Origin of the sequence: Methanococcoides orientis, assembly GCF_021184045.1 — an archaeon.
Taxonomy (GTDB): Archaea; Halobacteriota; Methanosarcinia; order Methanosarcinales; family Methanosarcinaceae; genus Methanococcoides; species Methanococcoides orientis.
The window spans coordinates 1,615,865-1,630,165 of the sequence record NZ_CP073710.1 but is presented as its reverse complement, the minus strand read 5'-3'; the positions used below and the strand labels follow the sequence as shown (position 1 = coordinate 1,630,165).

The window sequence follows — 14,301 nt, the reverse complement described above, 5'->3', positions numbered from 1 at the left end:
AAAGACAAGTGAGGTATTATCATGGGAAAGATATTAGGTATTGATCTTGGAACTACTAATTCCTGTATGGCTGTTATCGAAGGTGGAAAACCTACTGTTGTCCCTAACGCAGAGGGTGCAAGAACAACTCCTTCAGTTGTTGGTTTTTCCAAAAAAGGAGAAAAACTTGTAGGTCAGGTCGCAAAAAGACAGATGATCGCTAATCCTGATAACAGTGTAAGCTCCATTAAGCGTCACATTGGTGAGGGTGACTATAAAGTAAATATGAACGGTAAGGATCACACACCTCAGGAAGTTTCTGCAATGATCCTTCGCAAGCTCAAGGATGATGCTGAAGCATATCTTGGTGAGTCCATCACTCAGGCTGTTATCACCGTACCTGCTTACTTCAATGATTCCCAGAGGCAGGCTACCAAAGATGCCGGTACCATCGCCGGACTTGAGGTAATGAGGATCATCAACGAGCCTACCGCTGCATCCCTTGCATACGGTCTTGACAAAGAGGAAGGCGACCACAAGATCCTTGTCTACGATCTCGGAGGCGGTACCTTTGATGTATCCGTTCTTGAGCTTGGCGACGGTATCTTTGAAGTACTTTCCACAAGTGGAGATACACACCTTGGTGGCGATGACTTTGATCAAAGGATCACAGAATTCCTTGTTGAGGAGTTCAAAAAGGCAGAAGGTATAGACCTTTCAAACGATAAGGCTGCACTCCAGCGTCTTAGTGATGCTGCTGAGAAGGCGAAGATCGAGCTTTCAGGCGTTACTTCAACTAACGTGAACCTGCCTTTCATTACAGCAGATTCTAACGGTCAGCCAAAACACATTGATATTGATGTTACAAGGGCACAGTTCGAGAAGATGACCGAAGATCTTGTAGAGAAGACACTTGTTTCCATGAAACAGGCTCTAAGTGATGCAAAGGTCACTTCAAAGGACATCGACAGGGTACTTCTTATCGGCGGTTCTACCAGGATCCCTGCAGTATATGATCTTGTGAAGAACTTCATCGGTAAGGACCCATATAAGAACATCAATCCTGATGAGGCAGTAGCAGTTGGTGCAGCTATTCAGGCAGGTGTACTTGGCGGTGAGGTCCATGATGTTCTGCTGCTCGATGTCACACCTCTGACACTTGGTATTGAGACCCTTGGAGGCGTTGCAACACCGCTTATCGAGAGGAACACTACTATTCCTACAAAGAAGAGCCAGATATTCTCAACTGCTGCAGACAGCCAGCCATCTGTGGAGATCCATATCCTGCAGGGTGAGCGAGGAATTGCTTCTGCTAACAAGACACTTGGCCGCTTTGTATTGGATGGTATACCACCTGCACCAAGGGGAATGCCACAGATCGAAGTTACCTTTGACATTGATTCCAATGGTATCCTTCATGTGAATGCAAAGGATCTTGGTACCGGTAAGGAACAGTCTATCTCTATCCAGAAACCTGGTGGATTATCCGATGAGGAGATCGACCAGATGGTGAAGGATGCTGAAGCTCATGCAGAAGAGGACAAGGCACGTAAGGAAGAGGTTGATATCAGGAACAATGCAGAATCCCTTATCAATGCTTCTGAGAAGACCCTGAAAGAGGCAGGGGATGTCGCAACCGATGAGCAGAAGACCACCATCGAAAAGGCCATGGCAGATCTGAAAGAGTCTCTGGAAGGCGAAGATCTCGAAGCTATCAAAGCTAAGACCGAAGCATTGCAGGAAGCTGTTTATAAGGTCTCCGCTGCAATGTACGAGAAGGCACAGCAGGAAGCAGCTGCAGGTGCTGAAGCTTCCGAAGATGCAGGTGCATCCACTTCAGACTCCGGATCCGATGAAACTGTTGTCGATGCGGACTATGAGGTTGTCGACGAAGACAAATAAATATCTTGAAGGTATAGGTGCAGATGCTTTCCATCTGCACTTTAATTTATCCATGAAGGAGATTTAATGTCGACCACACGTGATTATTACGAAATACTTGGTGTAGCCAAGGATGCCTCTGAGACCGAGATCAAGAAAGCATATCGCAAACTTGCGATGAAATTCCATCCTGATAAGAATAAGGATGATGGTGCTGAAGAGAAGTTCAAGGAAATATCCGAAGCTTATGCTGTGCTGTCCGATGATGAGAAAAGATCACAGTATGATCGGTTTGGCCATGCAGGTATAGACGGTCGATATAGCACAGAAGATATTTTCAGGAATGCTGATTTTGGCGGTTTCGAAGACCTTGGTGATATCTTTGGCAGTATCTTCGGAGGCGGCTTTGGTGGTTTCGGAGGTTTTGGCGGCGGAGGTCATCGCAGGCAGGGTCCTACAAGGGGTTCTGATCTGAGGTATGATCTGGCTGTAACTCTGGAGCAGGCTGCTTTCGGTGAACAGGTGAAGATCAATGTTCCAAGGGCAGAGAACTGTGAAACCTGTGGAGGCACAGGTGCAAAGGAGGGTACAAGTCCGACCACCTGCCCGAAATGTCGTGGCAGCGGTCAGATGACCCATTCACGAAGGACGCCTCTTGGTAACTTCATGACCACTACTACATGTGACAATTGTCACGGTAGGGGTCAGATCATCGAATCTCCGTGTCCTGTCTGTAAAGGTTCGGGCAAGCAGAAGAAAGTACGCAAGATCGAAGTAAGGGTTCCAAAAGGTTCTGATACCGGTCTGCGTCTGAAGGTCAGCGGCGAGGGTGAAGCAGGAAGTCCGGGTGCACCATCAGGTGACCTCTATGTTGTGATCCACATTAAGCCTCATGAGAAGTTCGATCGCATAGGCGATGATATTGTCTATGAGGTCCCGGTCACGTTCTCTCAGGCAGCTCTTGGCTCTGAAGTAATGGTCCCGACACTTCATGGCAAGGTCAAAATGAAGATCAAAGCAGGAACTCAGACACATTCAATACTGCGTCTGAAAGGCAAGGGTATGCCACATCTTCATGGCCACGGTCAGGGTGACCAGCTTGTGAAGGTTGTTGTTGAGACTCCTACGGATCTCACGGAAAAACAGAAGGGTCTGCTGGAAGAGCTTGATAAGCTCAGTGGTACTCGATCCAAAGGATCAAAAGGTGGTAAAGGCTTCTTTGACAAGGTTAAAGATGCTTTTGAAACTGCTATTTCTAATACTGTTTCCGGTTCTGTTGACTCCTGATAACAGGGCGGGAAATTTCTTATTTTTTTGTACGTCTCCATTTCTGTGGAGTAACCTTTAACACAGATACCTGTTATTAACCATATCTTATACTTCCAATTTATTTTCATAGGTTTGTGTGATCGTTATGAAAATCATAATCGTCGGAGCCGGTGAGGTAGGGTATCATATCGCAAAATCCCTTTATCTCAACAATGATGTTATTGTCATTGATAATAATGAAGATGCATGTGCAAGGGCAGATGAGCTCGATGTACAGGTCATTCATGGTAATGGTGCTAATATATCCATATTAGGCCAGGTGATCAATGATGCTGATCTTCTTGTTGCTGTGACCGGTTCAGATGAAGTGAACATTGTTGCATGTACAGCAGCCAAGCTTCTGGCTCCTTCTTACAGACCATTCAAAACAATGTCCAGGGTCACAAATCCTGATTATATTGACAGGCCGGTTGCAACTCGCACACAGATAGGCATTGATGTCATGATCTGTCCGGAACTATCCCTTGCTTCTGAGGTTGCCGAGATCCTTTCCATACCCTCAGCGATTGATGCTGAGATCTTTGCAGATGGCAAGATAAAGATGATGGAATTCGTTGTATCTCCGGAGAGCGACCTTGTTGACAAGAATATGAAGGACCTGGATCTCTCTGATTGCTGTATAGTTAGTGCTATTTACAGGCAGTCGGACATTATCATTCCCCATGGGGATGATGTGATACATGGTGCTGATCATGTTGTTGTCATTGGAAAATCTGATGCCATGGCAAATGTTGGAAGCCTCTTTGCAGGTCACGAGGAAAACGTTAGCAGGGTAATGATCATTGGTGGAGGTACTGTTGGTTTCTATCTTGCAAAGCTTATTGAAAAAAGCCATGCCACTATAAAGATAATCGAAAAGAACCGGGAACGGTGCGAGTTCATTGCTGAGGCTCTTCCAAAAGTACTTGTTCTGAAAGGAAACGGGACTGACATCAACCTTCTCAAAGAAGAAGGTGTTCAGGATATGGATGTTGTCATCTCTGTGACGGACAGTGATGAAAAGAATCTTTTATGTGCTCTTTTGTCCAAACAACTTGGTGCCAAAAAGGTTGTTGTACGAGCTGATCATCTTGATTATGTTCCGCTGTTCGAACTTGTGGGTGTGGATCGTGCAGTAAGTCCAAGGGAAGCTACGATCAATGAAGTACTGAAACTGACCATGGGGACAGGCATTGAAGCCCTGACCATGATAGAGGGTGAAAAGGCAGAGATCATTGAATATACTGCTTCTGGCAATTCAAAGATAGTGGGTAAACCGTTGAAGAACGTCAAGTTCCCTGAAGGTGCACTTGTCAGCATGGTGGTCCATAAAGGCGACACCTTCGTACCCCGTGGGAACTACATTATAAAAGAAGGCGATCGTGTATTAATTTTCTCCTTACCTTCTGCACATCAGGCCGTCGAAAGATTGTTCAAGTAACTCAAAAAGACGTGATTTGATGAACTTCAGGATTATACTTAGTGTACTGGGATTACTTCTACGTCTTCTTGGTCCAATGATGCTGATCCCGCTTGGAGTTGCTCTTTATTATGGTGAATCCCCATACCCTTTCGCAGTCGCTTTTTCATTGACCACGATTGTCGGGGCTATGCTTTCATTCCAGTATTCCTCAGCAGATGAAGGGGACTGGGAGACTCGTGAAGGTTTTGCTATAGTTGCTTTTGGATGGTTTGCAGCAGCACTCTTTGGTTCTATCCCTTACATGTTCGATGGAGTTACTCCACTTAATGCCCTGTTCGAGTCAATGTCAGGGTTTACAACGACCGGGGCAACGGTCTTCATAGATATTGAGACCCATTCAAGAAGTCTCCTGTTCTGGCGAAGTATGACTCAATGGATCGGTGGCATGGGAATTATAATGTTGTTCATTGCCATTCTCCCAAAGCTTGGAGTTGCAGGTCGTCAGATGTTCCGTGCTGAGGCTCCGGGCCCCAAAGAGGACCAGCTCAAGCCAAGGATAAGGGAAACTGCAAAGATACTCTGGGCAGTCTACGTATCTATTTCCATATTAGAGCTTCTTCTTCTGCTCATTGCAGGAATGTCTTTCTATGATGCCTGTACACATACTTTTACTACCATGGCATGTGGGGGCTTTTCACCTTATGCAGATAGTGTTGCAGCTTTTAACAGTCCTCTGATAGAGGGTATCATTACGCTCTTTATGTTCATTGCAGGTGCAAATTTTGCTCTGCATTACAAGACCTTATATTCTGATAAAAAAAGTCTTCTAAAGGATAACGAGTTCAAGTTCTATTTTGTGATCGTAGGACTTGCGACTGCCCTTCTGACATTGCTCCTCTGGAGGGACACGCCTGATTCTATTCCTACCTCTTTCAGGTATGCTGTTTTCCAGGTTGTCTCGATACTGACGACAACAGGGTATGCGACCACTGACTTCAACCTGTGGACGGATTCAGGGAAGGTCGTCTTATTGGCGATGATGTTCATTGGTGGATGTGCTGGTTCTACTGCAGGTGGCATAAAGGTCGTACGTCTTCTTCTTTTGTTAAAATATGCACGAAGTGAACTTTTCAAAGTGGTCCACCCTAAAGCTGTGAGACCTATCAAATTTAATGGGAAAAGTGTGCCCGGGGATATCATGCATGCGATCATCTCTTTTGTTGTGATCTATTTCCTTATCTTTCTGATAAGTTCGGCTATCCTTTCCATATTTGGAATGGACCTTACCAGTTCTGTCACAGCATCCATAGCAACTCTTGGTAATATAGGGCCCGGTTTCAATGTGGTCGGCCCAATGGCAAATTTCAGTACTGTTCCTGCAATTGGAAAGCTTGTGCTCATCGCTAATATGTGGATAGGCAGGCTTGAAGTGTTCACTGTTATAGTAATGCTTACTCCGGAGTTCTGGAGAAGGTGAATATACAAAACAAAACAAAACAAAACAAAATAAAACGAAGCTTGCTCCATCCATTTTTGGACGGAACAACAAAATATCGGATTAGGTCCTGTATTTAAAGTCAATATCGTTCTTAACAATGTCCTTAAAGAGTCCTCTGAGGTTCCAGAGAAGTTTCTTATTTGCCTTGAAAAGAGCAAGTAAGAGGTCCAGAAGGCTCATGCTTGTGAAGTTAACGTTCTTGAGTGAGTTAGCAAGTGAGTTCAGATCCTCGTCTGTGAAATTGACAAATGTCTCCTTGACTAGCAGACTATTATCGATCTCTTTGCCAATTGTCTCTCTCCAGAGGTCTTCATATTCCTGCAATGTCGCTGTGGAACAATCTCCTTTCCTTATTGCTTTTACAGCAATCTCTCCGGCTATCTTTCCTGCATCCATGGCGTTAATGATTCCTCCGCCGGTGATAGGGTCGGACTGCCTGGCAGCATCACCGACGAGCATAAGGCCATTGGCAATGGTCCTGTCAATGGAACCTGATACTGGTACTCCTCCGACGACCATTTCGATGATCTTTGCGTCAGGCATGTTCTTTTCCATGAACTCATTCAAAAGATCAATGGGCATTTTTTTTCTGGATTTACTGCCAAGTATTCCAATTCCAACATTGGCTTTGTTGCCACCTTTTGGGAACAACCAGATATATCCTGCAGGTGCGATCTCATTTCCAAGGTAGAAATAACAGAATTCCTGGTCAATATTTGCATTGGACACCAGGTATTGCGCACATGTTTCCATGTCTGCAGGCTTTACTGATGTGTCGATACCTGCCCAGCGCCCTATCTTTGATTCCATTCCATCTGCACCGATGACTATCTTTGAGCGAACTTCATATTCTTCACCCATGTGCATGAGCTTGATACCACAGACTGTATCATTCTCAATTATGAGGTCAGTAGCTCTGGTCTTGACCATCACTTCTGCTCCGGCAATAGCACTTTCATTAGCAAGTGCCCGGTCGAATATCTTTCTTTCAAGTACATATCCAACCTCTCCGCCGGCGATCTCCTCTGCCATTTCGATCTCAGTTCCATCTGGTGAAAAGATGCGTGAACCTTTCAGATCAGCACATATCCATCTGGGGTCGGGTTCGATATGTTGCTTCAGATTGTATTTGCCCACACCTTCAGCACATCTGATCGGATCTCCGATCTCCTGTCTCTTCTCTATTAAAAGTACGTCAAGTCCTTCCTTTGCAGCGGTTTTGGCAGCAATGGATCCTCCGGGACCTGCGCCGACCACAATCAGGTCATACTCCTTTTTCATCTGTCCACCTCGATGGCTCCAAGCGGGCATATCTTCTGGCAGATACCACAGCTTGTACATTTATTGTCTACTTCTATCCATGTTTCGATGAGCTCTAATGCTCCAGCTGGGCAGACGCCCACACATGCACCGCAGTACCCACATTTATATTTATTTACAATGATGCTCATTCATTATCACCGATAGTCAGATGTGATGTACCATTATTACTTCGACAATAATATAGGTTTCGTGAGTTGCTCACTGGCTTATAGAAATTCTTATATGTGATTATTTCTGGGAAGCCAATAGTAAGAAAAAACACGTCATTTTTGGACACGGTTATAAACATTTGTGATCTGTGAGGCTAATATATTCAACTTAAATCATATTTTTATTAAAATTTAGCGATTATAGATCCTCGTGCCCGATACCATATGGGATCTCCAGATGAGCAGACGATATCTAAATATGTTCTCTGCCAATATTTTGTATTATGCAACATATTATAGTTTACATTACAGCCGGAAGTATGGAAGAAGCGCGCATGCTTGGAAAAGAGCTTGTGTCAAGGAGGCTTGCTGCCTGTGCAAATATCCATCCTATAAATTCCATTTATAGGTGGGATGGTGAAATGGTGGAGGACAATGAGGTTGTAGTTATATTGAAAACGACCTCTGAAAGATTCGATGAACTAAAAGAAACCATTGTATCGCTTCACAGCTATGATATCCCATGCATACTCTCATGGGAGATCGCTGGTGAAAATAAGTATCTCCAGTGGGTCTCAGATGAAACCGGACAGTTTTGAAAGAGGTGATATCTTCACACGCCCTTTTCCGGTCTCGGCACAAAATCTTTTTTCAGCATATTCTTTTGAAAGGCCATTTCCGTATAGGAGTAACTCTACAATATCATGGGGTTCATCGATATCGATACTTGCAAGGAATGAGTCAAAAACCCTTATGCTCTTCCCAAGGTCTTCTGTGATCTCGTAATGGCTTATAAAGCTGCATCCATGATATTTAACAGTAAAATCTTTTGGTTGCCGTATGAACAATATATTCGTACCGCCGCCTTTTCCGGGAACGATGACAATATCTTCGGGATACGATACTATCTTTTTGATGTGACTGCTTCTCACAAGGGGCAGATCTGCCATGATGATCATGGTTGGTTCATCAACATTTTGTAGGTATGAGTTGATGGATACATTAAGTCCGGGATCGGCTACGATAAGGTTCACATCCAGGTCCTCAGGTACTCCTTCGCTGGATGTGGTCAGTATATCTATTTCTGTGATCCCCGCAGAGCTCAATGAGCTGACTACATCCCTTAACATGAGCTCCACGAACTCCTCGCGTTCGTTCTGTGAAAGTACCGGAGATAGCCTTGATTTGGCATTCTCTTTCTTATATGGGATCACTGCCCGCATATTATATTTCCTCGTATAATGCATTCCTTCTCATTGGTTTGCGGCCTTCACTTGTGATGATCCATTCCAGTTCTTCCGGTGATAGGTATTCCCCGTTCGCTCCTCCGGATGCCAGGGTGATCTGATCTTCCATAAGAGTTCCTCCCATGTCATTTGCCCCGCAGGATAAAGCTACCTGTGCAAGCTTCTTGCCGAGCTTGACCCAGCATGCCTGAAGGTTATCGACATGCTTGTTTAGCAGTATTCTTGCAATTGCTATTAGTTTGAGGTCATCCATGCCGGTGGTCATGAACTTTCCTGAACTCAGCATTTCCTCGCCAACACGGTTGTTGTAAGGCATGAAAGGCATTGTTATCAGTTCGGTGAACGCTCCGGTCTCTTGCTGGATATTTCGCACTGTAAGTATGTGGTCGAAACGTTCTTCCCATGTCTCCACATGTCCGTACATTATGGTGGCATTGGTACGCAGGCCGACCCTGTGGGATGCTTTTATGGTCTCTACCCACTGGTCTGTTGTTATCTTATCCTCGCAGATGATCTTTCGTACACGGTCTGAAAGTATCTCTGCAGATGTTCCTGTAAGTGTGCCCAGTCCGTTCTTCTTGAGTTCGCCAAAAGCATCTTCAAGGGGTGTTTTTGAAAGGGATGATGCATAGTGGATCTCCATGGGTGAAAATCCATGTATGGTCATATTTGGATAAGTGGTGTGTATGCTTTTTACGATCTCATTGTAAAATTCAAGATCAAGCTGTGGGAGATAGCCGCCCTGGATGCAGATCTCAACAGCACCGGCCTTTTCTGCCTGACCTACCTGCTCGAGTATCTCTTCAATGGTAAGTATGTATCCGTCTCCTTCCCGGAAAGCACAGAATCCGCAGTTTCCTTTGCACATATTGGTGATGTATATGTTCCGGTTGGTTACATAGGTCACTGTATCGCCAACTGCCTCTTTGCGCAGTTCATCTGCGAATGTGTAAAGTTCGAAGGGGTTAACATTCAGAAGTGCAAGTGCATCTTCTTTTGTTGCGTTTCCTTTGTATGCCCGTTCAATTATATCTTCGGGAATGGTCATTATAATATGCTCCTGTAAAGTGTGTCTCTCTGGACAGGTGTTCTTTCTGCAGCCCTGATGATCCATTCGAGCTCTTCCACAGTGATGACCTCCCCATTAGACGCTCCTGCTGATCTTGATATGCTTTCTTCCATTAGTGTGCCTCCAAGATCATTGCCACCGCATAGCAGGGCAACCTGTGCAAGCTTCTTTCCAAGTTTTACCCAGCTTACCTGAATATTCTCGATGTGAGTGTTGAGTAAAATACGTGCCAGGGAATAGACTTTCAGGTCTTCCACTCCGGTTGTCATGAACTGGCCTTTTTTAAGCATCTCTTCCCCGATACTGTTATTATAAGGCATGAATGGAAGTGGCACGAATTCTGTGAAACCACCGGTATTTTTCTGGATCTCGCGGATGGTGAGTATATGATCAATTCGTTCTTCCCATGTTTCCACATGTCCGTACATCATGGTGGCAGTTGTACGTATCTCTGCCTGGTGTGCGGCGGTCACTATGTCTATCCATTGCTGTCTTGTGATCTTTCCCGGGCATATTATCTCACGTACCCGGTCTGCCAGTATCTCTGCAGCGGTCCCGGGCATGGTGTTCAATCCGTTCTTCTTAAGTTCAGCAAGAGTTTCTTCAATGGTCAGTCCATTGGATGTGGCAGCATGGTAAACTTCCATTGGTGAGAAACAGTGAGTATGAATATGGTTGTGGTCTTCTTTTACTGCCCTGAGGATATCCAGGTAGAGGTCGAGTTTAACATCCTCCATCAATCCTCCCTGGATGCACAGCTCGGTGGCACCTGATGCAACTGCTTCATCAATTTTTTCCCTGATCTGTTCAGGTGAGAGCAGGTATCCCTTTTTATCCTTGAATGCACAAAATCCACATGTTCCGACACATTTGTCTGTGAAATTGATGTTACGGTTAACAACGTATGTGACGTTATCTCCAACTGCTTCATTTCTCAGCTGGTCTGCCAGTGCATATAGTTCAAAGGGTTTCACTTCCAGTAGTTTAAGAGCATCTTCTTTGGTAGTGGTGCCCATGTATGCTCTTTCTACGATATCTTCGGGGATCATTACTGTTTCCTCTTGAATCCGTTTTTGTCGGTAAGTGTTTGTATAAGGTCGGAAAGGTTGCTGCTGTACCATCCTTTCTTAATATGATGTGGATAGATCGGTAATCTTTCTTTCAGGGGTATTTTTCCTGTCATCTGCTGAAGATCGACCACACTTGGCCATTCAGCTTCAGGATTGATCCAGTCGATGGTGGTGGGGGAAATTCCTCCAAGGTCAGTGGCTCCATTTTGTATCAGTATATGGGGTTCGATAAGGTTTGGTGCGACCTGAACAGAAACATCATCCGGCAGTATCTCCCTTGCTAGGGATACTGTCTGTATCATCTCTTCCTTTGTAGGTGGGATATGATCCACCATTGGAGTGCCCGGTTTTGGCATGAAGTTCTGGATGATGACTTCCTGAATATGTCCGAACTCCTTATGGATCGATGCGATGGTTTCCAGGGAATGCTTCCTGTCCTCGATACTTTCTCCGATGCCTACAAGTATGCCTGTTGTGAATGGTATCTGCAGTTCTCCGGCAGTGCGTATCATATTGATCCGCTTGGAAGGGGCCTTTCCCGGAGATTCGCTGTGGGCTTTCAGTTCTGCAGTGGTTTCCAGCATAAGGCCCATGCTGACGTTAAGTGGTTTTAGCATCTCTAGTTCATGCCGGTCAAGAATGCCTGCATTGGTATGCGGCAACATTCCTATCTCTATGGCAAGTTCACAAAGCTCAGTGACATACTCGATGGTGCTGGAATACCCCATCTCTTTGAGTTCTTTTCTGTATTCGGGAACCTCTTCTGCATATTCTCCAAAAACAAAAAGTGCTTCAGTACATCCTGCTTCTTTTCCGTTTTTCAGGATCGGTATTATCTCCTCTACACTCATGAGGCGGGCTTCCGGATGGTCCGGGTCGCGCCTGAAGGTGCAGTATCCGCAACGGTTCCTGCAAATATTCGTAACAGGAATGAATACATTGCGTGAGAATGTCACAAATTCGGGCATAATTGGTCAATGAATGAAGGAATTAGTACATAAGTTTAATCGAAGGTACATTTGTGAAGCAGATCAGGTCTGTGAGGGTAAAGCTTGGTCATAACTGTCAACCTTGTTTAATAAATTAACAACGGCTTTTCATAGGTCAGGGTAAAAATAAAAGTGCAGGGGATTAGTGGTTCCCTGCTGAATATATATGATCAAATAGTGATGACGGACAATACTCCGTCATCAAAATAAGTTTTGTCAGGTTTTAATTGCCCAGAATGAGGTTCATGGTGTTCTTAACGCCAAGGGCTACGCCTTCAACTTCAATTCCACCTTTGCCTTTTGCGCCATCACCCACTACGTACAGCCCTTCTATGGGTGTTGTATTGCCAATGTCTGAACCTGATGATGACCTGTTAACTGGCCAGCCGTTGTAATAAGATTGTGTAAGGAGCACTTCGAAGTCTTTGCCTGCAAAGATCTCTTCAAGGTCTTTGATACCCAGATCGATCTCCTCTTCGAGGTAGGGGATCCTGTCCCACTGGGTCGTCTGGTGGGCCATGACAAGGTGTTTTCCTTTTGGTGCAAGTCCGGGGTCGATGTTGGTAACCTCGTTGATACCGTTCACACGTCTGGCTGAGGGTGTGAACAGAACGCCTCCATGCCCGATCAAAGGTTCGTTTGCGGCAAGGCAGATCTTAACTCCTGCAGATGGTTTGACAATTTTTATCTTGTCCAGGTACTTTTTGTATTCTTCATCGGATTGTACCTCTTTGCAAAGGTCGTTTGTGTAATGATGTCCGATATTGCTTATGACAAGGTCTGCAGGATATTCTTTTTCATCTATAAGGATACCTGAAGCTTTTCCATCTTCGATGATGATCTCTGCGACCTCTTTATCAGTATGTATGGTTCCACCATTGTTCCTGACAACATCTGCCAGTGCATCAGTAACAGCTTTACAACCTCCGATGGGTACCCCGGGGCCTCCGTGGCGGTACAGGTTCTCGAATATCTCAAATGCTTCTTCCACAGGAACATCGGCTGCTTTCAGGCTAAGTGCCCAGCCGCAGAATGAGTCTGCCATTTGATGTGCAAGAGGTTCATCGAGGTGCTTTGAAAGCCATTCTGCAAAGGAGCAGTCCTTTGGAGGATTTTTCCTGGTGGCCATCATGAAATATGCAAGTTTTATCCTGTTCCAGAGTGAGAACACCTTTCCGAACTTTCCAAAGGGCACGTCTTCATAAATGTTGTTGTCAATGTCTTCGAAGATGCGCATGAAGGCCATTCCTTCCTCGCGCTTGATGGTAACATCTGCCCCCACTTCCTCGAGGAGTTGTGCCAATGGTCCGGTTGGGCCATGTGGTAACATGTGGAGTGCGCCTGTGCTCAACTGGTATCCTTTGATATCAATATTAGTGAACCTGCCTCCTGTCATGGGTAAGCGCTCGAATACCTCTACCTCATGCCCTGCTCCTGATAATTTTGCCGCGCTTAGCAAACCGCCAAGTCCGGCGCCTATTACTATGACCTTCATTCAGCTACCTCTATAGCTTTCATGGGGCAGTATGCTGCACATATCCCACATTCTACGCATTTGTCTGTGATATATGCCTTACTTTTAACAATGATCGCATCTTTCTTACAAAATGCAGTGCACTGGCCACATCCAACACAGTTTTCATTGACTTTCATTAATTTCCCTCGAGTTTTGTTCTTTTAATTCCTTCAATGCTCAAAAGGATTTTGTTCAATTCATATGTCAATAATCGATTGAAGCTTCATATTTTGTCCTGCTCTTTTGTAGTATTCTTTAAGTAATTATTAATATTGAAATGCCATATTATCTTATAGTTATTATCTTGGGTACTTGATTTGATTCTCTTCTTTTCTTAACTTCTGCTAGTGTCAACTCTAAATTGTTCATTAACAATAATGACAATCTATTTATACTAAACATGCTAACATCTAGTATGGTGATTTTATGTCCACGGAAACGATACAAGTAGTAGCTCGTAAAGACGGTGAATTGATTTCAAAGAAGTTCAAGGCCGCACCCTATGAATTCACTATCGCCACCCGTGCGAAGTGGGGGATGATGATCTCCGAGGAGGATGTAGAACTCCGTGCCGGCGAATACAAGAAGATCGCTATTCAGGAGGTCACATTGGATGCGGATACTCTCGCAATTCCGTGTGCTTTTACTTACCACGCGGTAGCTTCTGTCCTGAAGGTAGCTTCCAAGGAAGGTAACTGCCTCGTTGAGAAGCCACGAACGATCAAATATGTCTATGTTTTCGGACAGGAAACCGGAAAGGTTCGTGCAGGGGACCTGCTTGGTGTGCTTAACATCTTCCCGATCATGTTCACAAGGGAAGCGATGAAGCCTGTACTGGTCAAATAAGAA

Annotated in this window: 14 protein-coding genes; 6 read left to right on the top strand and 8 right to left on the bottom strand. The window is 44.9% G+C overall.

Features of this window, described 5'->3' with window-relative positions:
- Positions 1-21: 21 nt before the first annotated feature.
- The 4 genes from dnaK to J7W08_RS07820 all read left to right on the top strand — a co-directional run bounded on the left by dnaK (position 22) and on the right by J7W08_RS07820 (position 6,068).
- Positions 22-1,881, top strand: a complete 1,860-nt coding sequence (dnaK, locus tag J7W08_RS07835; protein ID WP_233083967.1) for a molecular chaperone DnaK — start codon at positions 22-24, stop codon at positions 1,879-1,881.
- Positions 1,882-1,947: 66 nt separating this feature from the next.
- A complete protein-coding gene (gene dnaJ, locus J7W08_RS07830) occupies positions 1,948-3,147 on the top strand; it encodes a molecular chaperone DnaJ (protein WP_233083966.1) in 1,200 nt (399 codons plus the stop codon).
- A 127-nt stretch (positions 3,148-3,274) separates the two neighbouring features.
- Positions 3,275-4,609, top strand: coding sequence for a Trk system potassium transporter TrkA (gene trkA / locus J7W08_RS07825; protein WP_233083965.1), 1,335 nt, complete (start codon positions 3,275-3,277; stop codon positions 4,607-4,609).
- Between the two features lie 19 nt (positions 4,610-4,628).
- Positions 4,629-6,068: a TrkH family potassium uptake protein gene (locus J7W08_RS07820; protein ID WP_233083964.1), complete on the top strand. Its 1,440-nt coding sequence runs from the start codon at positions 4,629-4,631 to the stop codon at positions 6,066-6,068.
- A gap of 81 nt (positions 6,069-6,149) precedes the next feature.
- On the opposite strand, the gene J7W08_RS07815 is transcribed toward J7W08_RS07820, so the two are convergent.
- A complete protein-coding gene (locus J7W08_RS07815) occupies positions 6,150-7,370 on the bottom strand; it encodes an NAD(P)/FAD-dependent oxidoreductase (protein ID WP_233083963.1) in 1,221 nt (406 codons plus the stop codon).
- The gene (locus tag J7W08_RS07810; protein ID WP_233083962.1) at positions 7,367-7,540 is read right to left on the bottom strand and encodes a 4Fe-4S binding protein; all 174 of its coding nucleotides are present in this window, start codon (positions 7,538-7,540) and stop codon (positions 7,367-7,369) included. The genes J7W08_RS07815 and J7W08_RS07810 overlap by 4 nt, the downstream gene beginning before the upstream one ends.
- 305 nt (positions 7,541-7,845) lie before the next feature.
- On the opposite strand from J7W08_RS07810, the gene cutA reads away from it, so the two are divergent.
- Positions 7,846-8,160, top strand: a complete 315-nt coding sequence (cutA, locus tag J7W08_RS07805; protein WP_233083961.1) for a divalent-cation tolerance protein CutA — start codon at positions 7,846-7,848, stop codon at positions 8,158-8,160.
- Here cutA and cofC read toward each other — a convergent pair.
- From cofC to J7W08_RS07775, 6 genes are all read right to left on the bottom strand, one after another.
- The gene (gene cofC, locus J7W08_RS07800) at positions 8,137-8,784 is read right to left on the bottom strand and encodes a 2-phospho-L-lactate guanylyltransferase (protein WP_233083960.1); all 648 of its coding nucleotides are present in this window, start codon (positions 8,782-8,784) and stop codon (positions 8,137-8,139) included. The genes cutA and cofC overlap by 24 nt on opposite strands.
- A gap of 1 nt (position 8,785) precedes the next feature.
- Complete coding sequence (cofH, locus tag J7W08_RS07795) at positions 8,786-9,856, bottom strand: 5-amino-6-(D-ribitylamino)uracil--L-tyrosine 4-hydroxyphenyl transferase CofH (RefSeq protein ID WP_233083959.1); 1,071 nt, start codon at positions 9,854-9,856, stop codon at positions 8,786-8,788.
- Entirely contained in the window at positions 9,856-10,926 is a 1,071-nt protein-coding gene (cofH, locus tag J7W08_RS07790) for a 5-amino-6-(D-ribitylamino)uracil--L-tyrosine 4-hydroxyphenyl transferase CofH (RefSeq protein WP_233083958.1), read from the bottom strand. The genes cofH (J7W08_RS07795) and cofH (J7W08_RS07790) overlap by 1 nt, the downstream gene beginning before the upstream one ends.
- Complete coding sequence (cofG, locus tag J7W08_RS07785; protein ID WP_233083957.1) at positions 10,926-11,915, bottom strand: 7,8-didemethyl-8-hydroxy-5-deazariboflavin synthase subunit CofG; 990 nt, start codon at positions 11,913-11,915, stop codon at positions 10,926-10,928. The genes cofH (J7W08_RS07790) and cofG overlap by 1 nt, the downstream gene beginning before the upstream one ends.
- A 244-nt stretch (positions 11,916-12,159) precedes the next feature.
- Positions 12,160-13,431 carry a phytoene desaturase family protein gene (locus J7W08_RS07780; RefSeq protein ID WP_233083956.1) on the bottom strand — a complete coding sequence of 424 codons (1,272 nt, stop codon included), beginning with the start codon at positions 13,429-13,431 and terminating at the stop codon, positions 12,160-12,162.
- On the bottom strand, positions 13,428-13,589 hold the full coding sequence (locus J7W08_RS07775; protein WP_048195291.1) for a 4Fe-4S binding protein: 162 nt from the start codon (positions 13,587-13,589) through the stop codon (positions 13,428-13,430). The genes J7W08_RS07780 and J7W08_RS07775 overlap by 4 nt, the downstream gene beginning before the upstream one ends.
- A gap of 289 nt (positions 13,590-13,878) precedes the next feature.
- On the opposite strand from J7W08_RS07775, the gene J7W08_RS07770 reads away from it, so the two are divergent.
- A complete protein-coding gene (locus tag J7W08_RS07770; RefSeq protein WP_233083955.1) occupies positions 13,879-14,298 on the top strand; it encodes a DUF22 domain-containing protein in 420 nt (139 codons plus the stop codon).
- Positions 14,299-14,301 lie beyond the last annotated feature (3 nt).

What these genes read in the sequence shown, in the direction of transcription:
- dnaK (WP_233083967.1), top strand. Translation starts at nt 22, where the DNA reads ATGGGAAAGATATTAGGTATTGATCTTGGAACTACTAATTCCTGTATG.
- dnaJ (WP_233083966.1), top strand. Translation starts at nt 1,948, where the DNA reads ATGTCGACCACACGTGATTATTACGAAATACTTGGTGTAGCCAAGGAT.
- trkA (WP_233083965.1), top strand. Translation starts at nt 3,275, where the DNA reads ATGAAAATCATAATCGTCGGAGCCGGTGAGGTAGGGTATCATATCGCA.
- J7W08_RS07820 (WP_233083964.1), top strand. Translation starts at nt 4,629, where the DNA reads ATGAACTTCAGGATTATACTTAGTGTACTGGGATTACTTCTACGTCTT.
- J7W08_RS07815 (WP_233083963.1), bottom strand. Translation starts at nt 7,370, where the DNA reads ATGAAAAAGGAGTATGACCTGATTGTGGTCGGCGCAGGTCCCGGAGGA.
- J7W08_RS07810 (WP_233083962.1), bottom strand. Translation starts at nt 7,540, where the DNA reads ATGAGCATCATTGTAAATAAATATAAATGTGGGTACTGCGGTGCATGT.
- cutA (WP_233083961.1), top strand. Translation starts at nt 7,846, where the DNA reads ATGCAACATATTATAGTTTACATTACAGCCGGAAGTATGGAAGAAGCG.
- cofC (WP_233083960.1), bottom strand. Translation starts at nt 8,784, where the DNA reads ATGCGGGCAGTGATCCCATATAAGAAAGAGAATGCCAAATCAAGGCTA.
- cofH (WP_233083959.1), bottom strand. Translation starts at nt 9,856, where the DNA reads ATGACCATTCCCGAAGATATAATTGAACGGGCATACAAAGGAAACGCA.
- cofH (WP_233083958.1), bottom strand. Translation starts at nt 10,926, where the DNA reads ATGATCCCCGAAGATATCGTAGAAAGAGCATACATGGGCACCACTACC.
- cofG (WP_233083957.1), bottom strand. Translation starts at nt 11,915, where the DNA reads ATGCCCGAATTTGTGACATTCTCACGCAATGTATTCATTCCTGTTACG.
- J7W08_RS07780 (WP_233083956.1), bottom strand. Translation starts at nt 13,431, where the DNA reads ATGAAGGTCATAGTAATAGGCGCCGGACTTGGCGGTTTGCTAAGCGCG.
- J7W08_RS07775 (WP_048195291.1), bottom strand. Translation starts at nt 13,589, where the DNA reads ATGAAAGTCAATGAAAACTGTGTTGGATGTGGCCAGTGCACTGCATTT.
- J7W08_RS07770 (WP_233083955.1), top strand. Translation starts at nt 13,879, where the DNA reads ATGTCCACGGAAACGATACAAGTAGTAGCTCGTAAAGACGGTGAATTG.